Origin of the sequence: Burkholderia sp. BE17 (assembly GCF_009362305.1) — a bacterium.
GTDB classification, from domain to species: Bacteria; Pseudomonadota; Gammaproteobacteria; order Burkholderiales; family Burkholderiaceae; genus Burkholderia; species Burkholderia pyrrocinia_C.
Window position 1 is genome coordinate 78,187 of record NZ_WHNU01000012.1, and the last position, 24,670, is coordinate 102,856.

The window sequence follows — 24,670 nt, forward strand, 5'->3', positions numbered from 1 at the left end:
GCTCCGCTGTCGCATAGGAGACCTCATGTTTTTTCAGAACGCGATCGATTTCCTGCCGATCCTGTTGAAGGGGGCGGTGGTCACGATCGAGATCACGGCATGCGCGTTCGTGCTCAGCTCGGTGCTCGGGCTGGTCCTCGCGCTGCTGAAGGTGTCGCGCAACCGCGCCGTGTCGACGGCCGGCAGCACGATCGTCAACGTGATCCGCGGGCTGCCGATCATCGTGCAGCTGTTCTACATGTACTTCGTGCTGCCCGATCTCGGCGTGCAACTGTCGGCGTTCCAGGCCGGCGTGCTCGGCCTCGGCATCGCGTACTCGGCCTACCAGGCGGAAAACTTCCGCGCCGGCATCGAGGCGATCGACCGCGGCCAGATCGAGGCCGCGCACGCGATCGGCATGCGCGGGCCGATGATCATGCGGCGCGTGGTGTTGCCGCAGGCGTTCCGCATCGCGCTGCCGCCATACGGCAACACGCTCGTGATGCTGCTGAAGGATTCATCGGTCGCGTCGACGATCACGGTCGCGGAGATCACGCGGGCCGGCCAGTTGATCGCGTCGTCGACATTCCAGAACATGAGCGTCTATACGCTCGTCGCGCTGCTGTATCTCGCGCTCGGCCTGCCGCTGATGTTCGGCGTGAACCGGCTCGGCAAGCGGCTCACGCTGAGGAGAGGCGCATGATCCGGATCGATTCGATACACAAGCGCTTCCAGCAGCACGCGGTGCTGAAGGGCGTGAGTCTCGACGTGCGGCAGGGCGAGGTCGTGTGCCTGATCGGGCCGTCCGGCTCGGGCAAATCGACCGTGCTGCGCTGTATCAACGGCTTCGAGACCTACGACGAAGGCTCGATCACGATCGACGGCGTGAAGGTCGATGCGCATTCGACGCGTATCCATGAGCTGCGGATGCGGGTCGGCATGGTGTTCCAGCGCTTCAACCTGTTCGCGCACCGCACCGCGCTCGAGAACGTGATGGAAGGCCCCGTGCACGTGCGGCGCGTGCCGGCCGCGCAGGCACGCGAGCAGGCCCGCGCGCTGCTCGACAAGGTCGGGCTCGCGCACCGGATGAATGCGTACCCGTCCGAGCTGTCGGGCGGCCAGCAGCAGCGCGTCGCGATCGCACGCGCGCTGGCGATGGAGCCGCAGGCGATCCTGTTCGACGAGCCGACGTCGGCGCTCGACCCCGAACTCGTCGGCGAGGTGCTCGGCGTGATGCGCGGGCTCGCGCGCGACGGAATGACCATGGTGGTCGTCACGCACGAGATGGGGTTCGCGCGCGAGGTGGCCGATCGCGTGTGCTTCCTGCACGACGGCACCATCTGCGAAAGCGGGCCTGCACGCGACGTGCTCACGCAGCCGACGCATCCGCGCACGCAGGAATTCCTGCGCCGCCTGCTGGCGTCGGACGGCGCCGCCAACCCGGATCGAACATGAGCGAAAGGAAACCGGCACCCGCATGGCCCGACTCCCGGTGGCCGGATTCGCTGTGGGCGGCGACGGCCGCGCCGGCGCCTGACACCCCCGCGCTCGATGCGTCGGCATCGTGCGACGTGGCGATCGTCGGTGCCGGCTTCACGGGTCTGTCGACCGCGCTCCACCTGGCCGAACGCGGTGCGAACGTGCGCGTGATCGACGGCGCGCAGCCGGGCTGGGGTGCGTCGGGCCGCAACGGCGGGCAAGTGATCCCCGGGCTGAAATACGATCCCGACGAACTGATCCGCCGGTTCGGCGACGAGGCCGGCGAGCAGCTTGCCGGCGTGGTCGGCGGCGCGGCCGACACGGTGTTCGACCTGATCGCGCGGCACGCGATCGACTGCGATGCGCGTCGCCATGGCTGGATCCAGCCGGCGCCGACCGCCGCGATGCTCGATACGGTCGCGCGCCGTGCGCAGCAGTGGGCCGCGCGCGGCGCACCGGTCGAAGTGCTCGGCCGCGACGACGTCGCGCGGCGGCTCGGCACGCACGCGTATGCGGGCGGCTGGATCGATCGCCGCGCAGGCAGCGTGCAGCCGCTCAGCTATACGCGCGGCCTCGTGCGCGCCGCGCAGGCGAGCGGGGCGGTCGTGCACGGGCTGACGCGCGCCGTCGGGCTGACGCGTGCCGACGGCCGCTGGCGGATCGCGACGGCCGGTGGTGCGACGCTGTCCGCGGATCGCGTCGTGATCGCGACCAACGGCTACACGGACGCGCTGTGGCCCGGCTTGCGCCAGTCGGTGATCGCCGCGAACAGTTTCATCGTCGCGACGCAGCCGCTCGCGCCGGATCTCGGTCGCGACATTCTTGCCGGCGGCGAGGTCGCATCGGATGCACGGCGCCTGCTGCTGTACTTCCGCCGCGACGCGGCCGGCCGCCTGCTGATGGGTGGCCGCGGCCCGTTCGCGGAGCCGCGTGCGACGAGCGACTGGCGCCATCTCGAGCGCGCGACGACGTTGCTTTATCCGCAGCTGAAGGGCGTCCGGTTCGAATACCGCTGGGCGGGGCGCGTCGCGATCACCGCGGATTTCATGCCGCACGTGCACGAGCCCGCGCCGGGCGTGACGATCGCGCTCGGCTACAACGGCCGCGGCATCGCGATGGCGACGACGCTCGGCAAGCATCTGGCCGCGCACCTGTCCGGCGATGCGCAACTGCCGCTGCCGTTCCGGGCCACGCCGATCCGGCCGATTCCGTTTCACGGGCTGCAGCGCTTCTATATCGCGGCCGGAGTGGCCTGGTATCGGCTGCTCGACAGCCTTTCCTGACGGGGCGCGGACGCTGGTCGCCATCGGTCGTCCGATCGGGCAGAATCGACACTCCCCGTTTCCGACGACGGATGCCGCATGACCGATTCGAACGATCCCCCCGGCCGCCGCGCGTATGCGAGCTTCGCGCAACGCTATGCGGACATCGCGCCGACCAAGGCGCACAACGCGCTCTACGAGCGTCCTGCGACTATGGCGCTGCTCGGCGACGTCGACGGCCTGACGGTGCTCGACGCCGGCTGCGGGCCCGGCATCTGCAGCGAGCACCTCGCGCGCCACGGCGCGACCGTGCACGCATTCGACGTCACGCCGGAGATGGTTGCGCTCGCCCGCACGCGTTGCGCGGGTCTTGCGGTCGAGGTGGCCGAAGGCGACCTGTCGGTGCCGCTTGACTGGCTGCCCGACGGCCGCTTCGACAAGGTGCTGTGTTCGCTGGCATTCGACTACGTGCGCGATCTCGAAGCGCCGCTGCGCGAATTCCGGCGCATCGCGCGGCCGGGAGCGACGCTCGTGTTCTCGATGGCGCATCCGATGCGCGACTGGATGGACGAACGCACGCGCGGCGAGGGCACGTATTTCGACACGTCCCGGTTCGGCTTTCACTGGTCGGGCTTCGGCGAGCCGAAGCCGTATGTCGAGGCCTGGCGGCGGCCGCTCGCCGACATCCTGAACGCGGTAGCCGACAGCGGCTGGCGGCTCGACCGGTTCGTCGAACCGAAGCCGCTGCCGGAGATGAAGGCCGCGTCCGAACGGCTCCATGCGGAGCTGTCGCTGGCGCCGGCCTTCCTTTGCATCCGCGCGCGCCGCTGACGCGGCGCGGCGGTCAAGCGGCGCTCAGTGCCGCACCGGCTCGTCGTTCAGCGTGCCGAGGAACGCTTCGATATCCTTGATATCATGCGCCGTCATCGCGGGTTTGTCGCCCGGCTTGCGATCGAACGGCGCATCGGTCACGTCGACGTTCGCGCGATACTTCGGCGGGATGTCGTCGTACTCGTCGACCTTGCCGTCCGCGCCGCGCGAATAAAACTTCTGCGGCGAGATGCTGCGCTCGTTGTAGAACGCCATCACCTGGTCGAGCGTGTGGAACACGCCGTTGTGGAAGAACACCTGGCGCGTCGCCGAATTGCGCAGCGTCGGCGTGAGGAACATCCCGCAATACTGCGTCTGCTCCTTCAGGTCGTCGCGGAACGGCCCGCACACGCCGAGATCGTAGAACGCCGCGTTGCGGTTTTGCGCAAGCTGCTGGTTGCGCGGCACGCCGAGCGCCTCGTACTGGTAGTCGGTAAACATCGGCGGCAGCCCGTCCTTGCCGGGCTTCGACAGGTGGCAGCCCGCGCAATTCGCCTTGTCCGGATCGTTGAACAGGCGCAGCCCGCGCAGTTCGGCCTGCGACAGGCGCGCACGGCCTTCGAGCCAGCGATCGTACTTGCTGTTGTACGGATGGAACGACGGATCCTCGACCTGATACCGCGCGATCGCGAACATCGCCTCCGACACCGCGAGCTGGGGGCTGTCGAACACGCGCACCCCGAACAACTGCTCGAACTGCGCGCGGTGCGACGACTGCGCGAGCTTGCGCGCGACGTCGTCGATGCTCGCGTTCGCCATCTCGACCGGATTCAGCAGCGGGCCGAACGCCTGCTGCTGCAGCGTATCCGCGCGGCCGTCCCAGAACATCCCGCCCTGCGGCACGAGTTGCGGCGCGGCCGACGTGCCGGCCACCTTCTGCGCCTTGACGACGCCGGCCGCCGACGCGGCCTGCTGCGCGACACTCGGTGCGGCGTCGTTTTCACCGGCATCGGGGCCGATGCTGAAGTTCGGCTGGCGGTACAGGTACATCAGCGACGGCGGCGGGCGATACCCGTGCTGCGTCATCGCGAGGCCGCCCGGCTGCACGTCGAGCGCGTTCGGCGGGCCGTATGCATGATCGGGGCTGTGGCACGACGCGCACGACTGCTTGCCCGACGCGGACAGCGACGGATCGACGAACAGCGCGCGCCCGAGCTGCGCGACCGCCGACAGCGGCTGCGCGGCGGGCCGCTGCAGCACCACCGGATGCGGATTCGCGCCCGTCCAGCCGGCGACGACGGTGCCGATTGCGGCAGGCACCCGCGCGGGGAACGCGATCGCGAACGCGCCATAACCGAGCACGGCCGCGCCGAGCACGAACGCCGCGCGGCGCAGCAGGCGGGAGGGGGAACGCGGCGCGGGGGTGCCGGAGGCGTCGGGAGACGGGAACGCGGGGCGAGCTGTCATGCTGTCGGTCGGAAATCGGGCGCCGCACGAAGCGGCGCGTCAAATGGAAACGGCCGGCGCGTGATGCGCCGGCCTGCGGTCAATGGATGCCGGTCAGATCGACGGTGCCGCGCTCAGTGCCGTGCCGAGCGTCGGGTCGAGGTACAGCGGCGTCGTGTTCGGTTTCGACGTGAAGTCGAACAGCCCGCGCAGGTCGCCCGCCAGTGCATCGAACGAACCGCCGCCGATGCGTTGGCCGCCGAGCCAGTTGTCCTCGATGAAGCGCACGACCGATGCCTGGTCGATCATCGTGTGGTCGACATAGTTCTGCTTCGCGTACGGCGAGATCACGATCAGCGGAATGCGCACGCCCGGGCCGCAGCGGCCGTTCACGGTGCCGCCGTTCACGCCGGTGGTGCCGCCCGTGCCGCACTTGCCGTTGCCGTTGACCTGGTCGACGGCGTCGGACGACGAATGGGTCGGCGCCGTGTACACGTGGTCGTACCAGCCGTCCGAGTCGTCATAGGTGACGATCACGGCCGTGTTCTGCCAGTCCGGCTGCTGCTGCAGGAAGTTGACGACCTTCGTCACGAACGCCTGCTCGTCGAGCGGATCCGAGTAGCCCGCGTGTGCATCCTGCGCGGCCGGCGCCTTCAGGAAGCTGACCGACGGGAAGTTGCCGGCCTTCACGGCCGCGAAGAAATCGTCGCTGTCGTACTGGTGGTTCGCGGGTTCCGCCGTCTTGCCGTCGGTCTGGACGCTCGAACCGATCGCCGCGATCGAGCTCGGGCGCGTGTGCTGCGGGTTCGACGTCGACGCGTAGTACTGGAACCAGTTGTGGTGCGGGATGTAGTCGGCCGTCGCGGCGTTCACGGCGGTGGCGACCGTGCTGCGGCTGCAGCCGGTCGTGCCGTTGCCGTTGGTCGTCGACAGGTTGAAGCCGCCCATGAAGCCGCCCCACGTGATCTTCGCGCCGTTCAGCAGGTCGCCGATGTTCTTGCCGGTCATCATCGCCTGGTCGGTCGTGCTCGAGCACACGTCGAAGCCGGGGTCGACGTCGTTGATCATCGTGAAGCCGCCCTGGCCGTCGTTGATGTAGTACGAGGTGGCTGCGAGCGTCGAGTGCTGCTTCGACGTCTTGACGATCTGCATCCCGTTGGTCTGACCCGACACGACGTTCAGTGCGCCCGGCGTGGACGGGCCATAGACCGTCGTGTATGCGTTGTCGCTCATCGCGAAGCGCTGCGCGTAGTTCCACAGTGCGGTCACGGTGTTGCCGTCGAAGTAGCCCATCACCTGGCCCTTCGTGCCGAACGCGCCGGCGCCGCCGGACGAGCCCTTGCCGGTGTATTTCGGGAACAGGTCGGCGAGGCCGTTGTCCTCGGCCAGCTGTTCGGCCGTGTACGCGTGGTTCTGGTCGGCGGTCGCGGCCTGCGTGCGGTCGAGGCGGAACGGGTTCGCCGCGTCGGTGCCGTTGGCCGTGTTCGTGAAGTTGGGGTTCGCGGTGAGCAGCGTGCCCGTCAGGCCGTTGGGCGTCGGCGTGCCGGCCTTCGCGGTGAACGCCGGCTCGCCCGACGGGTTCGTCGCGTTCGGATACGTGCCGAAGTAGTGGTCGAACGAGATGTTTTCACCGTAGATCACGACGACGTGCTTGATCGGCGTGGCGGTCTGCAGCGCATCCTGCGACGACACCGCGGGCGTCGACGTCGGATCGTCGCTGCCGCCGCAGGCGAACAGCGCAAGCGCCGCGGCTGCGCAGGCGGTGACGAGCAAGGCTTGACGGAACATCGGGAAACTCCAGGTAAGGCCTTCGATGGTGGAGAGCGGCCCCGTCGTCGTGTCGGTTCGGCGCGGAGCTCGCGAGAGAGCACGCGCATTGGAACAGTCGCGTATGAAGATATGGGGGCGGAGTGGTTTCGCGACGGTTGCGCTGCGGTATCGATTTCATTACGGCGCGACGCGGTGCGAAAGAGAACGGAAAGGGGCAGACCGCGCGCAACTATGCGAGCCCGTTTCGCGGCGCGCGGAGCCGCCTGCCACGCAGGCCGCATGGGGCGGGCGAAAGGGCGCGGTCGGCCGGATCCGGCAAGAGGCGGCGTGTGCCGGGTTTTTGACAAGCGGATGACGTATTCATACGATGGATGCCCCGCGACGACGATTTCATGTTGCCGACCGTTACCGAGAATTCAGCGTGCCGATCCCCGTTCTGTTCGCCGTCCTGTGTGCGGCGTTCCTGCATGCGTCATGGAATGCGCTCGTCCGCAGCAGCGGCGACCGGCTGCGGTCGGCCACGGTGCTGCAGATCGCGATCGGGCTGTTCGCGCTGCTGTTCCTGCCTGCCGCCGCGCCGATCACGCTCATGGGCTGGCTCTGTGTCGTCGCATCGGCCGTGATCCACGTCGTCTACACGTTGCTGCTGGTGCGCGCCTACGAGCACGGCGACCTGACCGTTGCCTACCCGGTTGCGCGCGGCACCGCGCCGCTGCTCGTCACGCTCGGCGCGGCGGCGTTCGCGGGCGAGCACCTGAACGCCGGCGCGCAAGGTGGGCTCATGCTGATCTGCGCGGGCATCCTGGCGATCGGGCTGGAGGGCGGGCGAGGCGCAAAGCACCGGATGACGAAGGTGCTGCCGACCGCGTTCGCGACCGGCGTGTCGATCGCGGCCTATAGCGTGGTCGACGGAATCGGCGTGCGGGAAAGCGGCAGCACGGTCGGCTATACCGCGTGGATGTTCGTACTGACGGGCATGATGATGGCCGCGTACTACCGGCTGCGCGCGGGTCCGCTGCGGCTGACGCAGGATGTCGGCGAGACGGCGAAGGCTGCATGCGGCGGCGTGTTCGCGGCGCTCGCGTACGGCATCGTGATCTGGGCGATGGAACGCGCGCCGATGGGCCCGGTGTCGGCGCTGCGCGAAACGAGCGTGGTGTTCGCGGCACTGATCGCGCGCGTGTATCTCGGCGAGCGGCTGACGCCGCGCCGTGCTGCGGGATGTGCGGTGATTGCGGCGGGGGCGTTGCTGATCAGTGCGTTTGAAGCGGTGCGGTAAACGTGCGCGTCACCCGGGCTTGTGTCGGTCGCACGGGAACGGGTGATGTACTGACGGTGAAGGATGATTCATCGACGTTGATGAGTCGGACCTGCCATGGGCGGTGCCATCGTGCGAGTGTCGGACGCATGTCGGGACCGCCCGGCCGAACAGGAGGATCGACAAGATGCCTCGAAAGGCTGGTATATCGAATCCTGGCGTGCATGCATGGCATAATCCCGGCCGCCGTCGCGGCCACGCGGGTCACGGCGGCCATGCATGACGACTTTCGGGTGAACGGGGCAGGGATGACAACGAAGACGACGACCGGGCGCCTGACGGCCGCGCTGGTGATGCTGGCGCTGGCGGGATGCGCGACGCAGGGCGGGACGCATGCGACTTACGACCCGACGAAGGATGCGCGGATTCGCGCCTACTGGGGGCCGGTCGTGTATTTCCATTTCAATCGCGGATGCCGGCCACCCGAATCGTTGCTTGCCGGATACCCGGATACGATCGTCGCAACCAAGCCGGGCCTGTCCGCACTGGTCAACAAGACGGTCGGCATGCCGGTGCCGGACGACGCAGCAAAATATTTCCACGAGTATGTCGTGCCGGCGGGCAAGCCGATCACGATCACGTCGCGCGCCAACTACCAGGACCTGCGCGGGGGCAAACCCGTGCGGGTTTCCGACCCGCCGGTATCCGGGACTTTCGTTCCGGCAGCCGGGCATGACTATGAAGTCTGGGGTTCGGCAGGATCCGCGTACGACCGCCTGACGCTGCGCGAACTGCATGTCGACGCCGGCGGCCGCGTGACGGCAACTACGCGACCGATCTCGCAGGCGTCCGTCTGCGAATGACCGACCGGCCGGCGGCTCTCACGCTTCAACCGGCATCGCACTCGTGCACTTGATCTCGTCGAGGCACACGCTCGAATGCACGCCACTCACGCCGGGAATACGCATCAGCGTTTCGAGCAGGAATTGCGACAGTCCCTTCAGGTCGTGTGCGACGACCTTCAGCACATAGTCGATGTCGCCCGTGACCGAGAAACATTCCTGGATCTGCGCGAGATCGGACACCAGTTTCTGGAACTTGGAAAGGTCGCGGATATGCCCACGCTCCATCGTCACGTGCACGAACGCGGTGACGCCGAAGCCGAGCGTGTCGGGGCAGAGCCGGGTTTCATAGCGGCGGATCGCGCCGATCTCTTCCAGCCGCCGGTGGCGCCGCAACGTCTGCGCGGGCGACAGGCCGACGGCCTTCGCCAGGTCGAGGTTCGACGCACGGCCGTTCTCCTGCAGGATCGAAAGCAAGTGGCGATCGATGCGGTCGAGAACCGGTTCAGGCATTTTTATTTCCTCATTTGTCTCCTGGATGCAATCTTATCTCATAATGTAGGGTTTGCATGAACGGGTTACGAAACCCGATTTCGCCGTCGCGACGCTAAACTGACGCCGGATTTTCGTGTGTGGCCGCAGCAATGCGGGCGCGGAGACAAATCGGCGGCCGGTCTGGCGGGCACGCTGACAGGAATCGGGCGCCGCCACGCGAAGATTGCAGTCCCCAACCCGGCGGCTCCACGAACGGCCGCCGGCACAGCAAAAACAGCGCCCGGCACACCGAGGCGCGCCGCACCGCTTCAGGCGGAGGCGGACAGAGTGGAGAAGACATGGTTTCTGGAAACGAGAGCGACGGCCTGAAGCGCGGGCTGAAGAACCGGCACATCCAGCTGATTGCGCTCGGCGGCGCGCTGGGCACGGGGCTGTTCCTCGGCATCGCGCAGACGATCAAGATGGCCGGCCCGTCCGTGCTGCTCGGCTATGCGGTGGCCGGCATCGTTGCGTTCTTCATCATGCGCCAGCTCGGCGAGATGGTCGTCGACGAGCCCGTCGCAGGTTCGTTCAGCTACTTCGCCAACAAGTATTTCGGCCACTTCACGGGCTTCCTGTCGGGCTGGAACTACTGGGTGCTGTACATCCTCGTCAGCATGGCCGAACTGTCGGCCGTCGGGATCTACGTGCAGTACTGGTGGCCGGGCGTGCCGACCTGGGTGTCGGCGCTCGTGTTCTTCGTCGTCATCAACCTGGTCAACCTGACCAGCGTGAAGTCGTACGGCGAGACGGAATTCTGGTTCTCGATCATCAAGGTCGCGGCGATCGTCGGGATGATCGGCTTCGGCGGCTGGCTGCTCGCGAGCGGCAATGCCGGGCCGGAGGCCAGCGTCAGGAACCTGTGGCAGCACGGCGGCTTCTTCCCGAACGGCGTGTCGGGGCTCGTGATGTCGATGGCCGCGATCATGTTCTCGTTCGGCGGGCTCGAGCTCGTCGGCATCACGGCGGCCGAGGCCGACGATCCGAAGCACAGCATCCCGCGCGCGACCAACCAGGTCATCTACCGCATCCTGATTTTCTACATCGGCGCGCTCGCCGTGCTGCTGTCGCTGTATCCGTGGGAGAAGGTCGTCAGCGGCGGCAGCCCGTTCGTGCTGATCTTCCACGCGCTGAGCAGCAACCTGGTCGCGAACGTGCTGAACGTCGTCGTGCTGACGGCCGCGCTGTCGGTCTACAACAGCGGCGTGTACTGCAACAGCCGGATGCTGTTCGGCCTCGCGCAGCAGGGCAACGCGCCGAAGGTGCTGTGCTCGGTGAACAAGCGCGGCATTCCGCTCGCCGCGCTCGGCGCGTCGGCGCTCGCCACCGGCGCGTGCGTGCTGGTCAACTACTTCATGCCGGGCAAGGCGTTCGAGGTGCTGATGGGCCTCGTCGTGTCGGCGCTGATCATCAACTGGGCGATGATCAGCCTGATCCACCTGAAGTTCCGCCAGGCCAAGCGCGCAGCCGGGGAGAAGACTTCCTTCCGCAGTCTGGGCTATCCTTTCACGAATTACCTGTGCCTGGCATTCATGGCCGGCATTCTCGTCGTGATGTACCTGACGCCGGATCTCCGCCTGTCGGTGTACCTGATCCCGGTATGGCTCGCGGTGCTCGCGATCGGGTATCGCTTTCGTCAGAAGAATGCAGGCTATGCGGTGCGCGACGGCGTGTCCGCAGGCTGACGCAGGCCACTACCGACCATTCTTCCAAACGAGACCGACTCAAGCCATGTTCGAACACATCGACGCGTACCCGGGCGACCCGATCCTGACGCTCAACGAGAACTTCCAGAAAGATCCGCGCGACCAGAAGGTCAACCTGAGCATCGGCATCTATTTCGATGCCGAAGGGCGGATTCCGGTGATGGGCGCCGTGCGCGAAGCCGAAACCGCGCTGCAGCGCGAGAGCGGCCCGAAGCCGTACCTGCCGATGGTCGGCCTGGCCACGTATCGCGACGCGGTGCAGGCGCTGGTGTTCGGCGCCGATCACCCGGCCCGCGCGGCCGGCCGCATCGCGACCCTGCAGACGCTCGGCGGCTCGGGCGCGCTGAAGGTGGGCGCCGATTTCCTGAAGCGCTACTTCCCGGACGCGCAGGTGTGGCTCAGCGATCCGAGCTGGGAAAACCACCGCTTCATCTTCGAGCGCGCCGGCTTCACGGTGAACACGTATCCGTACTACGACGAGGCGACGGGCGGCCTGAAGTTCGACGCGATGCTCGCGGCGATCGACGCGCTGCCGGCGCGCAGCATCGTGCTGCTGCACGCGTGCTGCCATAACCCGACCGGCGTCGACCTCGACGAAGGCCAGTGGGAAAAGCTGATCGACGTGATCGAGGCGCGCGGCCTGCTGCCGTTCGTCGACATGGCATACCAGGGCTTCGGCGCGGGCCTCGACGCGGACGCGTTCGCGGTGCGCGAGCTGGCCCGTCGCGGCGTGCCGGCGCTGGTCGCGAACTCGTTCTCGAAGAACTTCTCGCTGTACGGCGAGCGCGTGGGCGGCCTGAGCGTCGTCTGCGAGGATGCGGCCGCGGCCGAGCGCGTGCTCGGGCAACTGGCCGGCGCCGTGCGCTCGAACTACAGCAACCCGCAAACCTACGGCGCGAAAGTCGTCGCGGCCGTGCTCAACACGCCCGCGCTGCGCAAGCAGTGGGAAGAGGAACTCTCGGCGATGTGCCGCCGCATCGCGCGGATGCGCCAGTCGATCCACGACGGGCTGCGCGACCACGTCAGCGGCGAAGCGCTCACGCGCTACGTGAAGCAGCGCGGGATGTTCACGTACACGGGCCTGACCGAATCGCAGGTCGACGCGCTGCGCGAAGTGCACGGCGTGTACATCCTGCGTTCGGGCCGGATGTGCGTGGCGGGCCTGAACGATTCGAACGTCGGCATCGTTGCCGACGCAATCGGCAAGGTGCTGAAGAGCGGCGTCTGATCGTCGCGCGCCCGGCGCGCAACGCTGCTGGCCGAACCGGCTGTCTCCCGTCGCGGAGGCAGCCGGTTTTTTTGTTGCGCGGCCGGCCGGCTGACGCGCGCGCAGCCGCGGCGGTACGATCACGGCATCGGACACAGGACACAGGAGCGACATGGGCATCCGGATCATCCAGCTCGGCACGCCGCGCGCGGCCGGCGAGGGCCTGCGGATCGGCACGGTGCGGCGGCCGCCGCGCGGCGTACCGAAGGCGGAATTCGCGTCGCGCAACTACTACGATGTATGGTTGCCGACGCTGTCGCCGAGCCCCGAGCTCGTCGCGCAGGCGCAGGCCGCCGAAACCGATGCCGAATGGAACGCGTTCAAGCGCCACTTCCGCGCGGAGATGGCGCATGGCGATCCGGCGAAGGTGCTGGACCTGCTGGCGGCGCTGTCGGCGACCACCGCGTTCTCGATCGGCTGTTATTGCGACGATGAGCGCCATTGCCACCGCAGCGTGCTGCGCGAGCTGCTCGCGGAGCGCGGCGCGGCGATCGAACCCGACGCGGGCTGACGCGGCGGCACGATACCGCACCGCGATCGTGCGGTGCAGCGAACCGGTTGACGTGGGTCAAGCGGGCGGCGGCGCGCGCCGCTATGCTCTCTTCATGGAGCCATCACGACAATGACTGGCGGACAGATGCAGATTACCTTCCCGCCCGAGCCGGCCGAATATTGCGCGCGCGACCTGGTCGTCGCGTTTTCGGCGCTGGTCGACGGGCGTTGCGTGCAGTGCGCGGTCACGGCCGAGGCACTGGAAGACCATTTCGGCGCACCGTCGCTGCTCGAACGCGACCTGCTGGCCGCGTTCGACGCGCACCGGCCGGCGATCGAGGCCATGGCACGGCGGATGCTCGAGGAAATCGGCGGCCGGCCGGTGCTGCTGCACAGCGGCCACTTCCGGCTCGGCGACTGACACCGCAGGAGGGCGCATGACACTGCAGGGCAACATACACGAACGCGACTGGTCGGTCGAGGTCGAGACGCGCCCGTGCGAATCGGGCGAATTCCGTTGCCGCGTGTCGGTCGAGCACGGCAGCGGCGCCGCGCGCTTTCACCATACGTTCGAGCATAGCCACGCGTATCCGACCGAGCGCGAGGCGATGATCGAAGGGCTGCGGGCCGGAATGACGTGGATCGAGATGAAGACGTCGCAGGTTTTCAACGTATGAACGGTGCCGCGCCGACAGGGGCGCGGGCACACCACATCGGCAGGCCGGCGATCGAAGGATCCGCGCCATGCCACGGGAAACACACACCGCCGCGTTTCGGCGCGCGCGGTGCATGCAAGGCGGTCGACGAGCGGGCGGCCCCGTCAGGAGAAACGACATGGGCGTGGGCATGCAGATCGCCTGCCTCGGATTCACGGGTTCGGCAGCGGTCGAAGCCGAAGCCGGCGCGCAACTGGTGCGGCTCGAGCGGTTTCGCGCGCTGATCGACGGCTGTCACCTCGCAATCGAATCGCGCGCGGCAGCCGACGGCGCGCGCACCTACGACGTGCGGCTCGACCTGGTGTTTCACGGCTCCGTGCTCAGCCCGCTGCCGCCGTGCACCGGCGACAACGTGGACGACGCGCTGCGCCGCGCGTTCGCTCAGGCCGAACAGGCGCTGATCGCGTGCCAGGCGGGCCGTGGAAGGGTGATGCCGCGCGACGCGGCGACCGATGGCACGGCGGCTCGGTGACGCATGGCGCGCGCCGCCGCGTCGATGATGCCGGTGCGTACGTCAGCCCGATTCAGACCTGCGCGAGCGCTTGCGCGTCGATGATGCGCACGCGCTTGCCGCGCGTTTCGACCAGTGCGTCGCGATGGAATCGCGAGAACATCCGGCTGACCGTTTCGAGCTTCATCCCGAGATAACAGCCGATTTCCTCGCGCGTCATCCGCAGGTTGAATTCCGTCGCCGAATAACCGCGCGCCTCGAAGCGCGACGACAGGTTCAGCAGGAAATGCGCGACGCGCTGTTCGGCCGACATCGTGCCGAGCAGCAGCATCTGGCTCGATTCGCGCACGATCTCGCTGCTCATCATCTGGTAGAGGAAGTGCTGCATCGGCTTGATCTCGCGGCACGCCGCTTCGAGCGCACCGAACGGGATGATGCACACCACGCTGTCCTCGAGCGCGATCGCGTCGCAGCAGTGCTGGCCGCTGCCGATGCCGTCCATCCCGAGCGTGTCGCCGGCGATCTGGAAGCCCGTCACGTGTTCGCGGCCGTCGCGATGCATCATCACCGTCTTGACCGAACCCGCGCGCACCGCATAGATGCTCTGGAACGGATCGTCGGTGCGGAACAGCGCGTCGCCCTGGCGAACCTGCCGGGTCGTGCAGATGATCGCGTCGAGCCGGCCGTATTCGGCGGCAGTCAGTTGCGGCGGCAGGCAGATCGAGCGCATCGCGCAGGCCGAGCAGCGCGCGGCCGGATGTTTGGCGGCGTCGGCGCGCGTGAGCGCACGCAGCGGAGTCGTCGGCCGGGGCGCGACGGGCAGGTCGGCGGCGCAGGCGGTGGCGGTGGACATGGGTCGCTCCGGCTTGTCAGGGGCGGTGCACGCGAGCGTGCACCAGGGATTCGATGACACGACACGCGGCGTCGAATTCGACGGTCTTGTCGAAGAAGTAATCGGCTCCGGCCGCGGCGCATGCCTCTCTGAACGCCGGCGCCGAATGATTCGTCAGCACGATCGTGACGATGCGCGGCGCGGCCTTCGCCAGCATCCCGATCAGGTCGAGGCCGCTGCCGTCCGCGAGCCGCAGGTCGACGATCACGACATCCGCACGGCCGCTGCGGATCTGCGTCCATGCGTCCTGGCCGTCTTCCGCTTCGCCCACGACGGCGACGCCGCGGATCGCGCCGACGAGCAGCGCGATGCGCTGCCGGACGGCGACGGCATGATCGACGAGAAACACCCTGAGCGCGGCGGGTGACAGGCTGGCATTCATGCCGGCAGTATCGGGTTGCGCCGCCGAAAATGAAATCGGCCGAATTGGAAGTTGATGTAGGCCGCTTCGACGCGTTGTAGGGCGTTTCCTACAACGCGTACGGGAAAGCGCCGGAGCGCTCTGGATGTTGCGATGCCGCTCCGGCGGGCTTCGCTGCCGGGTCAGCCGGCCCGGCGCGCGTCCAGCGCATCGCGTGCGGTGCGGCACGCGGCGAGATCCCACGCGGCGCAGCCGACGCTCTTGAACAGCAGCGGTCCGCCGAGGGCGAACGCGCCGCCCAGCACGTCGGCGAGCGACGCGACGTGCTGCCAGTCGACCTGCGCGACGATCAGGTCGCCGGCCTCGTGGCGCGCACCGGCCGGGTCGTCGACGACGAGCCGGCTGCCGTGCACCGTGTTCGCATCGATCTCGGCCGCATCCGCGGTAAACGCGCCGACGCCGACCACGAGCCGGCCTTCGCGCGCGGCCTCGCGGTAGACGGGCGTGCGGCTCGTCGTCAGCGTGACGACGACGTCGATCGCATCGGGAATCGCGTCGCCGTCGAGCGGTGCGAGCCGCGGCGCTTGCGCGCGGTGCGCGGCGCAGAAGGCGGCCGCGCCGGCGGCGCTGGTGCCGCGCACGTGAAGGCGCGCATCGGGAAAGATTGCCGCGAGCGCTTCCGCGTGATTGGCCGCCTGCTTGCCGGTGCCGATCAGCAGGATGTCGCGCGGCGCGGCGCCATGCAGCGCGTCGATGCCGAGCGCGGTGACGGCCGCCGTGCGGCGGCCGGTGACGGTCGGGCCGTCGAGCGCGAAGCGCATCTCGCCGGTGGTCGCGTCGTACGCGGTCACCTGGCCGAGGATCGTCGGCAGCCCGCGCGCGCCGTTGCCGGGGCACACGTTCACGAGCTTGTGGGTCGCGAGGTCGCGCGCGCTCGACGGCATCGACAGCATCACGCCGCCGGCCTGCAGCGGCACGACCAGGCGTTCGGGGCTGACGATCTCGCCTGCCGCGTATTCGGCGACGGCCTGCCTGAGCGTGGCGAGCAGCGCCGGGTAGTCGAGCAGCGCGGCCGTGTCGGCCGCATCGAAAACGGGAATCCGGGAAAGGGCGGTCATCGTGTACGTCGTGGGCGTCGGTGAGCGTGGACGACGGGCGCATGACGCGCCCGCCGCGAGGCTGCCGGATACCGTAATACAGGGCAGTGTGGATCGAATCTATACCAATTTCACCCGCGCGCGCAACCCGGAAAATCAAACGCGGCACCGATTTTGGTTCTAATATCTGTCCAGAAGGGGCGCCGTAGTCTCGATGCACGCGCCGCTCCGGTATAGTGCGAACCCATTCCAAGTCCACGCCCGCGACCGGGCAGGAGCCATACGATGATGTCCGCGCGTTCCGAATCATTCGAAGGCGGTTTCAGGCCGCTGCAGATCTACGAGCAGGTCGCCGAGAAGATCCGCGACGAGATTCGCGCGGGGCGCTACGCGGCCGATTCGCGGCTGCCGTCCGAGCGCGAGCTCGCGGTGCTGTTCCAGGTCGGCCGACCGGCCGTGCGCGAGGCGCTCGGCGCGCTGCAGAACGAAGGGCTGGTGTTCACGAAGCGCAATTCGGGCACCTACGTCGTCACGTCGCCACTCGACGTGCTGGCGGAACGCGGCGACATGCGAGCGGCGTCCGAAGCCGACTTCAGCCCGACGTCGACGCTCGACGTGCGGCTGATCCTGGAGCCGGCGATCGCGCGCCTCGCAGCCTCGCACGGCCGCGCCGACCCGGGCGCCGAGCGCTATCTCGCGCAGATGGAAACCATCACCGACGTCGACGATCCGCACCAGCGCGCGCTGTGGAACGAGAGCGACCGGCTGTTCCATCGGCAACTCGCGCTGATGACCGGCGACCCGCTGATCGTGAAGATCGCGGACGAGGTCGCGAAGACGATGGACCAGCCGCTCTGGAAGCGGCTGAAGGACGACGGCATCTACGACGCCGGCCGGATCCGGCTCTACGTGTCCGAACACCGGCTGATCTACGAGGCGATCGTGTCGGGCGATGCCGATGCGGCCGCGTTCTATGTCGAGCAGCATATCCGCCGCGTGCGGCGCGACATCGCGCCGAAGTGACGTGCGCGGCTTCGTTCTGGTCTGAAATATGACCAGAATCGCGAAAATTATTTTGAAATTGCTTGCGATGTGACCACGCGTGTCCTACATTGGTTTCACACAAAACCAATCAGGAGGCATCATGCGACACCTCGTTACCGCGCTCTCGGTGGCTGTTGCCGCCGGCGCGCTGACTTCCGCTCACGCGCAGGAAGTCGTGATGATCGGCCACTCGGCGCCGCTGACGGGCCCGCAGGCCGCGAACGGCAAGGACAATGAAAACGGCGCGCGCCTTGCCGTCGACGAACTCAACAAGGCCGGCGTGAAGGTGGCCGGCAAGACCGTCACGTTCAAGCTGCTGTCCGACGACGACCAGGCCGACCCGAAGGCCGGCGTGCAGGTCGCGCAGAACCTCGTCGACAAGGGCGTCGTCGCGGTGCTCGGCCCGTACAACTCGGGCGTCGCGATCCCGGCATCGCGTGTGTACTCGAACGCCGGCGTGCCGATCCTGCCGGTTGCGTCGAATCCGGCGCTCACGAAGCAGGGCTTCAAGAACATCTTCCGGATCGGCGCGAGCGACGAGCAGCTCGGCGGCACGATGGCCACGTTCGCCGCGAAGACGCTGAACGCGAAAACCGCGGCCGTCGTCGACGATCGCACCGCGTACGGGCAGGGCGTCGCCGAGCAGTTCATGAACGTCGCGAAGGCGAACGGGATCAAGATCGTCGACCAGGAATACACGAGTTCGTCGGCCACCGATTTCCTCGGCATCCTCACCAAGATCAAGGCCGGCAACCCCGACGTGATCTTCTTCGGCGGTTATGCGGCGCAGGGCGCGCCGATGGCCAAGCAGATGAAGCAGCGCGGGCTGCGCGCGAAGCTGCTCGGCGGCGACGGCATCTGCTCGGCCGACATGGGCAAGGTGGCGGGCGATGCGGCATCGATCGTCTACTGCGCGCAGGGCGGCGTCGCGCTCGAGAAGACGCCGGCCGGGCGCGAATTCCTGAAGAAGTACCACGACGCCTATCACACGGACACGCAGGTCTACGGCGTCAACTACTACGACGGCGTGAAACTTCTCGCCGACGCGATGGTCAAGGCCGGCACGACCACCGACAAGGCGAAGCTGATCGCGCAGCTCGCGAAGTCGAACTATGCGGGCGTCGCGGGCACCTATTCGTTCGACGCGAACGGCGACCTGAAGGGCGCGCCGACGTCCGTCTACGTGATCCGCAACGGCCTGCCCGAACCGTACGCGAAGTAACGGCCAGCCTGCCATCGGACGGCGGCCTGGCCGCCGTTCTTCGTTTCAACGCATTCGATCGACCTTGACGTCCTCGCCTTCCTAAAGGGAGGTGATTCCCACACCTGGCGATGCACGTCCGCATCGGAGAATGTTCAATGCAGCGTTGATATCGCGATCATGCTCGACACCACAGTTGCTGCACTTCCACTCCCTTATTCTCAGTCCCGCGATACCTTTCGGCCGCGTTGTGCTGGCTTTCGACCCGCACGCCGAACAGGACTGGGTGGAACCGCTTTCGTCCACTTCCTCGAACGTGGCCCCGTGCGCCATCGCTTTGTAACGGAGCCTATTTCGGAAGGACGACCAGGACGCGTCATAGACGCTTTTCGCCATCCTGGTTCTGGCGAGCTTGGCGGCCGACACGTTGCCGACCGCGATGTAGTCGAAGCGCCGCACCAGATCGAGCGCGAGCTTGTGCTGGAAGTCCGCGCGAGCGTTTGCCACCTTGGCGTGCAGCTTCGCGATGTGCCGCTTGTGCTTTCGCGCACGCTGCGCTTTCGCCAGCTTTTCGGCCGCGCGCTGGCCGAACCGGTCGTTAGGCAGCTTCTCGCCGGTCGAAAGTGTGGCGAAGTCTTTCAGACCGAGATCGAGGCCGACGCCGGAACGGATCGGGCGCGCCTTAACATCAGGCATCTCGATCACGATATTCAGGGACCAGTTGCCCCGCGCATCCTGCGCAAAGTTGGTGCCGTCCTTGATCTTGCCGTCGGGCAGCGGGCGACTGCTGAACACGCGGAAGGTGTGGCCGGCGAAGCGGAATGCGTCGCCCTCGCGCTTCAGATCGCGGCCCTTCAGCGACACCCAGCCAAGCGACTTCCTGCCGCGATAGCGCAGGTAGGGGCGACGGTGCTGGCTGCGCGACTTCGCATATTGCTCGCACGTCGCATTGATCGTGCCGGAGTGGAGTCCGAGTTCCTTGCTACTGCCGGTCGTCAGCATGTTGAGGTCGAAACCTGTCGGCCACTTCTTGCTCCACTTGAGCGCGTGCTTCTGCGTGTCGTTGCAGAAGTTCCAGACGTAGTTCACCGCACGGCTCTGCTTGTTAAGCAGTCCGTTGAGCGACTTCACCCGGTAGCGGTAGACAAGAATCATGCCGGTCATTTTAACGTTGGAATGCCGCTGTCAAACAGCGGCGCTCCTTTCCTCCCCGCCCTGAAGGACGGGGTTTCTCAGAGCATCTGATGAAAATTTCCCGATCCCTTTCCACTGTCGAAGTCCATACGGGCGGCGAAGCGTTCCGCATCGTCACGAGCGGGCTGCCGCGCCTGCCCGGCGACACGATCGTCCAGCGCCGCGCATGGCTCAAGGAGAACGCCGACGAGATCCGCTGCGCGCTGATGTTCGAGCCGCGCGGCCACGCCGACATGTACGGCGGCTACCTGACCGAGCCCGTGTCGCCGAACGCCGATTTCGGCGTGATCTTCGTGCACAACGAAGGCTACAGCGACCATTGCGGGCACGGCGTGATCGCGCTGTCGACCGCCGCGGTCGAGCTCGGCTGGGTGCAGCGCACCGTGCCGGAAACGCGGGTCGGCATCGACGCGCCGTGCGGCTTCATCGAGGCCTTCGTCAAGTGGGACGGCGAGCATGCGGGGCCCGTGCGCTTCGTCAACGTGCCGTCGTTCATCTGGCGGCGCGACGTGTCGGTCGACACGCCGTCGTTCGGCACCGTGACCGGCGACATCGCGTATGGCGGCGCGTTCTATTTCTACGTCGACGGCGCACCGTTCGACCTGCCGGTGCGCGAGGCGGCGGTGGAAAAGCTGATCCGCTTCGGCGCGGAAGTGAAGGCCGCCGCGAACGCGAAGTACCCGGTCGTGCATCCGGAGATTCCGGAAATCAACCATATCTACGGCACGATCATCGCGAACGCGCCGCGCCATCCTGGCTCGACGCAGGCGAACTGCTGCGTGTTCGCGGATCGCGAGGTCGACCGTTCGCCGACCGGCTCCGGCACCGGCGGGCGCGTCGCGCAGCTGTACCAGCGCGGGCTGCTCGCGGCCGGCGACACGCTCGTCAACGAATCGATCGTCGGCACGATCTTCAAGGGGCGCGTGCTGCGCGAGACGACGGTCGGCGACATCCCGGCCGTGATCCCGGAAGTGGAAGGCAGCGCGCATATCTGCGGTTTCGCGAACTGGATCGTCGACGAACGCGATCCGCTGACCTACGGTTTTCTCGTGCGCTGAACAGCGGCGCCGATCGGCCGCCGTCGCGCGGCTACCCGGTTGTAGTACCAGGCTTGGCGCGTCGCCCCCGTTGCGGGGCACGCGCCTTTTTTGCGTGCGAACGGCCGCGCCGCCGCGCGGTGCACGCCGGCGTAAAGCCGCCACGGCCCGGCGGGCCGCGCGAGTTTTGGTACGATGCACCCTTTTCAGCCGAGCTCCACCCGCGTGAATCGCCGAAACGTGTCGTCAGTGCGTGACTTCTGTGCCAGCTGGGTCGCGCGCGCCCAACCCGTCGCGGCTGCCGCCGTCGCGAGGGTCAAGCCTCTCGCCGCCGCCGCGTTGCGGCATCTCCGTCATCCGACGCGCCGCGGCGCGCTGCTCACGGCCGCCGCCGTGCCGGCGCTGTTCGTGCTGTACGTGGTCGTGCTGATCCCGTTCACGCCGGGCATCGGCGATATCCGCAAGGCGCGCGTCGACCAGCCCGCACAGGTGCTGTCCGCCGACGGCAAGCTGCTGGCCGAATTCAAGCCGTCGAACCGCGAGTGGGTGCCGCTCAAGCAGATCTCGCCGCACATGGTCGACGCGCTGATCGCGACCGAGGATCATCGCTTCTACGCGCATCACGGCCTCGACTGGAAACGCACCGCGTCGGCCGCGCTCCATACGTTCTCGGGCAGCCGCCAGGGCGGCTCGACGATCACGCAGCAGCTCGCGCGCAACCTGTATCCGGACGAGATCGGCCGCGCGCCGACGCTCACGCGCAAGGTGAAGGAGGCGATCACCGCGCTGAAGATCGAAGCCGTCTACAGCAAGGACCAGATCCTCGAGACCTACCTGAACACGGTGCCGTTCCTGTACAACGCGTACGGCGTCGAGATGGCCGCGCGCACCTATTTCGACAAGTCGGCCGACGAGCTCGACGTGCTCGACAGCGCGACGCTCGTCGGGATGCTGAAGGGCAACAGCTACTACAACCCGGTGCTGAACCCGGAGCGCGCGCTGCAGCGGCGCAACACGGTGCTCGGCCAGATGGTGAAGTACGGCAAGCTGTCGCCGGCGCAGTTCTCGCAGTTGCAGCGCCGGCCGCTGCGCATCGACTTCGAGCGGCAGAAGGAGCCGCCGGGGCCGGCGCCGCATTTCGCGCAGCAGTTGCGCAAATGGCTGATCGCGTGGGCCGACCGCAACGACTACAACATCTACTCGGATGGCCTCGTCGTGCGCACGACGATCGACTCGCGGCTGCAGCAGATGGCGACCCAGGCGCTCACGCTGCAGGGCAACCAGTTGCAGGGCATTGCGAACAACGCGTGGAGCGGCCGCGACGGCTGCGGCACCGACAACGAGGTGTTCCGCACCTTCATGCGCGAGTCGCCCGAGTACAAGGCCGCGCAGGACGCCGGCAAGGACGACGCGGCCGCGATGAAGCTGCTCGCGGCCGACCGCGGCTTCATGCGCGCGCTGTGCAAGACGAAGACCGACGTGCAGGCCGGCTTCGTCGCGATCGATCCGCGCGACGGGCAGATCCGCGCATGGGTCGGCAGCCGCGACTTTACCGACGAGCCGTTCGATCACGTCGCGCAGGCGCGGCGCCAGCCGGGCTCGACGTTCAAGCCGTTCGTCTATGGCGTCGCGTTCGCGAGCGGGATGAAGCCGGAAGACACGTTCATCGACCAGCCGGTCGAGATTCCGCTGAAGGGCGGCGAGATCTGGCGGCCGAACGACGACGTACCGCCTACGGGCAAGCCGATGACGCTGCGCGACGCGGTCGCGCTGTCGCGCAACCGGATCACCGCGCAGGTGATGGAGAAGGTCGGGCCCGCGGCCGTTGCACGGTTCGCGCGCGACATGGGCGTGCGCGAAAGCCCGCTCGAACGCGTGCCGTCGCTCGCGCTCGGCACGAGCCCGGTCACGCTGAAGGAGATGGTCGCGTCGTACGCGACGATCGCGAACGGCGGGCTGTACGTCGAACCGCAAATGGTGACGCGCATCGAAAACCGCCAGGGCGACGTGCTCGCCGAGTACGCGCCGGCGCCGCCCGAGCGCGCGCTCGACGCCGAAGCCGACAAGACGCTGCTCGACGTGATGCGCGATGTCGTGACGCGCGGCACCGGCGGCAGCATCCGCACGCGCTTCGGCATTCGCGGCGATGTAGCCGGCAAGACGGGCACGACGCAGGACAACGCGGACGGCTGGTTCATCCTGATGCAGCCCGGCCTCGTCGCCGGTGCGTGGGTCGGATTCGACGACGGCCGCGTGACGCTGCGCAGCGATTACTGGGGGCAGGGTGCGCACAGCGCGCTGCCGATCGTCGGCGATTTCTTCCAGCGCGCGCAGCGCGCCCGGATCGTCGACACGAAGGCGAAATTCGATACCGAGCCGTCGCCCGGCTGGTTCGCGTCGCTGCGCGAGCGTGCAACGGATCTGTTCGACACATGGTTCAGGCCCGAGCCGAAGAAGACGCCCGCGCCCGTCAGGACGCAGCGTCCGGAGCTTCCGCCGGAGGCCGACGAAGGCGCGGCATCGGCTGCTTCGGCCGCATCGGCACCTGAAGCGGCGTCCGGCGGCATCGTCGAGGAATGGCTCCCGGCGTCCGACGTGGCCGCATCGGCCGCCGCGCTGTCGGCAGGCGCATCGCAACCGCAGACGGCGCAGCCGCCGGCCGGTGCAAGTACGGCGAGCGGCGGCAGCACGGGCATCGGCGCCGCACCGGCCGCAGCGCCTTCGGCCACGCCAGTCCAGCCGCCCGCACCGGTCGCGCCGGCCGCTCCCGACACGACGGGCGCCTCGCAGTAACGAAGCCGTTCAGATTTCGCGCGATGCTGCCGTAATCCTGTTGTCACGACAGCTCGCGCGGTCGCTCCGCGCCACTCCGATGCGGCCTCCCAACGACTATGTCGCGCTGGCGCGCGACGACCTCTGCGCAGGCGTGCCATTCGGCTTCGATCTCTACGATGCCGACGGCGCCGCGCTGCTGCCGGCCGGCACGACGCTGAGCGATGCCGCGCAGCATGCTTTCCTGTTCGACCATTTCCGGCCCGTGCGCCGGCGCGATGACACCGATGCCGATCCGCGCGTGCCTGGCACGGCGCCGCCCGCCACGCGAATGGGATTGTCGGCCGGCGCGGCGATCGGCATCCGCCGCCGGGTCGGCACGACACGCACGCTGCAGCGTTTCCGGCTGATCGGCGTCGCCGCGTCGGGTGCGCTGTTCGTCGAGCCGCAGCCGGCGGCCGCGCTCGACTTCGCGCGCGGCGATGACGTCGAAGCGGTGGCGATCGGCCGGGCCGCGGTGTCCCGTTTCGGCGCGACGGTCGAGTCGGTGCAGGCGTCGGGCGCCGCGCCGTTCATGATCCTGTCGCCGCCCGGTTTCGTCGATCGGCTGCGCACGCGCGCCGAGCCGCGCGTGCCGGCGCGGATCGCGGCCTGCTGTACGGGTGGAGCGGGTGGGACGGAACGCATCGGAATGGTGCACGACATCAGCCTGAGCGGACTGTCGGTCGCGTTCGACCGGACGATCGCCGCACCCGGCGAGCCGTTGCGCGTGCTGCTGCCGTACGCGGCGGGCGACAGCGTCGAATTGCTGGCGCTCGACGGCACGGTGCGGGCCGTGCATGCCGATCCGGTGGCGCCGGCGCTGACGCTTCATCACGCGGCGTTCGGCGAGACCGGCGCCGACGATCTGGTTCGCCTCAAGGCACTGCTGTTCGACAGGTTGATGGCGTCGACGGATACCGACCAAGCGCGCTGACACGCGGGCAGCGCCCGCCGGATGCCGTAGCGCGGCATTCGGCGCGTGAACGCCGATAATCGTCTGATGAATAGGCCAATTTCC

General features: G+C 67.9%; 24 protein-coding genes. 17 read left to right on the forward strand and 7 right to left on the reverse strand.

Features of this window, described 5'->3' with window-relative positions; all coding sequences use genetic code 11:
* Positions 1-25: 25 nt before the first annotated feature.
* The 4 genes from GD429_RS12670 (at position 26) to GD429_RS12685 (ending at position 3,551) form a co-directional block, all read left to right on the forward strand.
* Positions 26-682: an amino acid ABC transporter permease gene (locus tag GD429_RS12670; protein WP_152857239.1), complete on the forward strand. Its 657-nt coding sequence runs from the start codon at positions 26-28 to the stop codon at positions 680-682.
* Positions 679-1,434: an amino acid ABC transporter ATP-binding protein gene (locus GD429_RS12675; protein WP_034179584.1), complete on the forward strand. Its 756-nt coding sequence runs from the start codon at positions 679-681 to the stop codon at positions 1,432-1,434. The genes GD429_RS12670 and GD429_RS12675 overlap by 4 nt, the downstream gene beginning before the upstream one ends.
* Complete coding sequence (locus tag GD429_RS12680) at positions 1,431-2,741, forward strand: NAD(P)/FAD-dependent oxidoreductase (RefSeq protein ID WP_152857240.1); 1,311 nt, start codon at positions 1,431-1,433, stop codon at positions 2,739-2,741. Before GD429_RS12675 ends, GD429_RS12680 begins: the two co-directional genes overlap by 4 nt.
* A 78-nt stretch (positions 2,742-2,819) precedes the next feature.
* A complete protein-coding gene (locus GD429_RS12685; RefSeq protein ID WP_152857241.1) occupies positions 2,820-3,551 on the forward strand; it encodes a class I SAM-dependent methyltransferase in 732 nt (243 codons plus the stop codon).
* A gap of 24 nt (positions 3,552-3,575) precedes the next feature.
* On the opposite strand, the gene GD429_RS12690 is transcribed toward GD429_RS12685, so the two are convergent.
* A complete protein-coding gene (locus GD429_RS12690) occupies positions 3,576-4,997 on the reverse strand; it encodes a cytochrome-c peroxidase (RefSeq protein WP_152857242.1) in 1,422 nt (473 codons plus the stop codon).
* Between the two features lie 93 nt (positions 4,998-5,090).
* Positions 5,091-6,764 carry a phospholipase C gene (locus GD429_RS12695; protein WP_152857243.1) on the reverse strand — a complete coding sequence of 558 codons (1,674 nt, stop codon included), beginning with the start codon at positions 6,762-6,764 and terminating at the stop codon, positions 5,091-5,093.
* A gap of 403 nt (positions 6,765-7,167) precedes the next feature.
* Between GD429_RS12695 and GD429_RS12700 the strand changes: the two genes are divergently transcribed.
* Both GD429_RS12700 and GD429_RS12705 read left to right on the forward strand, forming a co-directional pair.
* Positions 7,168-8,025, forward strand: a complete 858-nt coding sequence (locus tag GD429_RS12700; RefSeq protein ID WP_321574573.1) for an EamA family transporter — start codon at positions 7,168-7,170, stop codon at positions 8,023-8,025.
* Between the two features lie 287 nt (positions 8,026-8,312).
* Positions 8,313-8,867: a hypothetical protein gene (locus GD429_RS12705; protein ID WP_152857245.1), complete on the forward strand. Its 555-nt coding sequence runs from the start codon at positions 8,313-8,315 to the stop codon at positions 8,865-8,867.
* 18 nt (positions 8,868-8,885) lie between these two features.
* On the opposite strand, the gene GD429_RS12710 is transcribed toward GD429_RS12705, so the two are convergent.
* Positions 8,886-9,359: an Lrp/AsnC family transcriptional regulator gene (locus tag GD429_RS12710; RefSeq protein WP_034179576.1), complete on the reverse strand. Its 474-nt coding sequence runs from the start codon at positions 9,357-9,359 to the stop codon at positions 8,886-8,888.
* Positions 9,360-9,679: 320 nt separating this feature from the next.
* Here GD429_RS12710 and GD429_RS12720 point away from each other — a divergent pair, with 320 nt between their 5' ends.
* The 6 genes from GD429_RS12720 (at position 9,680) to GD429_RS12745 (ending at position 14,033) form a co-directional block, all read left to right on the forward strand.
* The gene (locus GD429_RS12720) at positions 9,680-11,065 is read left to right on the forward strand and encodes an amino acid permease (RefSeq protein WP_152857246.1); all 1,386 of its coding nucleotides are present in this window, start codon (positions 9,680-9,682) and stop codon (positions 11,063-11,065) included.
* A gap of 46 nt (positions 11,066-11,111) precedes the next feature.
* Positions 11,112-12,314, forward strand: coding sequence for an amino acid aminotransferase (locus GD429_RS12725; RefSeq protein WP_152857247.1), 1,203 nt, complete (start codon positions 11,112-11,114; stop codon positions 12,312-12,314).
* Positions 12,315-12,465: 151 nt separating this feature from the next.
* Positions 12,466-12,864 carry a DUF488 domain-containing protein gene (locus GD429_RS12730; RefSeq protein ID WP_072436759.1) on the forward strand — a complete coding sequence of 133 codons (399 nt, stop codon included), beginning with the start codon at positions 12,466-12,468 and terminating at the stop codon, positions 12,862-12,864.
* Between the two features lie 111 nt (positions 12,865-12,975).
* The gene (locus GD429_RS12735; protein WP_152857248.1) at positions 12,976-13,266 is read left to right on the forward strand and encodes a DUF1488 domain-containing protein; all 291 of its coding nucleotides are present in this window, start codon (positions 12,976-12,978) and stop codon (positions 13,264-13,266) included.
* 16 nt (positions 13,267-13,282) lie between these two features.
* The gene (locus tag GD429_RS12740) at positions 13,283-13,522 is read left to right on the forward strand and encodes a hypothetical protein (protein WP_034179571.1); all 240 of its coding nucleotides are present in this window, start codon (positions 13,283-13,285) and stop codon (positions 13,520-13,522) included.
* A 157-nt stretch (positions 13,523-13,679) separates the two neighbouring features.
* Positions 13,680-14,033: a metal ABC transporter ATPase gene (locus GD429_RS12745; RefSeq protein WP_152857249.1), complete on the forward strand. Its 354-nt coding sequence runs from the start codon at positions 13,680-13,682 to the stop codon at positions 14,031-14,033.
* A gap of 52 nt (positions 14,034-14,085) precedes the next feature.
* On the opposite strand, the gene GD429_RS12750 is transcribed toward GD429_RS12745, so the two are convergent.
* From GD429_RS12750 to lhpI, 3 genes are all read right to left on the reverse strand, one after another.
* On the reverse strand, positions 14,086-14,865 hold the full coding sequence (locus GD429_RS12750; RefSeq protein WP_152857250.1) for a helix-turn-helix domain-containing protein: 780 nt from the start codon (positions 14,863-14,865) through the stop codon (positions 14,086-14,088).
* 16 nt (positions 14,866-14,881) lie between these two features.
* Positions 14,882-15,286, reverse strand: coding sequence for a response regulator transcription factor (locus tag GD429_RS12755; protein ID WP_152857251.1), 405 nt, complete (start codon positions 15,284-15,286; stop codon positions 14,882-14,884).
* A 161-nt stretch (positions 15,287-15,447) separates the two neighbouring features.
* Positions 15,448-16,383, reverse strand: coding sequence for a bifunctional Delta(1)-pyrroline-2-carboxylate/Delta(1)-piperideine-2-carboxylate reductase (gene lhpI / locus GD429_RS12760; RefSeq protein ID WP_152857252.1), 936 nt, complete (start codon positions 16,381-16,383; stop codon positions 15,448-15,450).
* Positions 16,384-16,647: 264 nt separating this feature from the next.
* Here lhpI and GD429_RS12765 point away from each other — a divergent pair, with 264 nt between their 5' ends.
* On the forward strand, positions 16,648-17,385 hold the full coding sequence (locus tag GD429_RS12765; RefSeq protein ID WP_152857253.1) for a FadR/GntR family transcriptional regulator: 738 nt from the start codon (positions 16,648-16,650) through the stop codon (positions 17,383-17,385).
* 121 nt (positions 17,386-17,506) lie between these two features.
* A complete protein-coding gene (locus tag GD429_RS12770; RefSeq protein WP_152857254.1) occupies positions 17,507-18,628 on the forward strand; it encodes a branched-chain amino acid ABC transporter substrate-binding protein in 1,122 nt (373 codons plus the stop codon).
* Between the two features lie 81 nt (positions 18,629-18,709).
* Here GD429_RS12770 and GD429_RS12775 read toward each other — a convergent pair whose 3' ends face one another.
* Positions 18,710-19,762, reverse strand: coding sequence for an RNA-guided endonuclease InsQ/TnpB family protein (locus GD429_RS12775; RefSeq protein WP_152857316.1), 1,053 nt, complete (start codon positions 19,760-19,762; stop codon positions 18,710-18,712).
* An 89-nt stretch (positions 19,763-19,851) separates the two neighbouring features.
* Between GD429_RS12775 and lhpH the strand changes: the two genes are divergently transcribed.
* The 3 genes from lhpH (at position 19,852) to GD429_RS12790 (ending at position 24,586) form a co-directional block, all read left to right on the forward strand.
* Complete coding sequence (lhpH, locus tag GD429_RS12780; RefSeq protein ID WP_152857255.1) at positions 19,852-20,859, forward strand: trans-3-hydroxy-L-proline dehydratase; 1,008 nt, start codon at positions 19,852-19,854, stop codon at positions 20,857-20,859.
* 174 nt (positions 20,860-21,033) lie between these two features.
* The gene (locus tag GD429_RS12785; RefSeq protein WP_152857256.1) at positions 21,034-23,631 is read left to right on the forward strand and encodes a penicillin-binding protein 1A; all 2,598 of its coding nucleotides are present in this window, start codon (positions 21,034-21,036) and stop codon (positions 23,629-23,631) included.
* A gap of 79 nt (positions 23,632-23,710) precedes the next feature.
* On the forward strand, positions 23,711-24,586 hold the full coding sequence (locus GD429_RS12790) for a PilZ domain-containing protein (protein WP_152857257.1): 876 nt from the start codon (positions 23,711-23,713) through the stop codon (positions 24,584-24,586).
* The last annotated feature ends 84 nt before the right edge of the window (positions 24,587-24,670 follow it).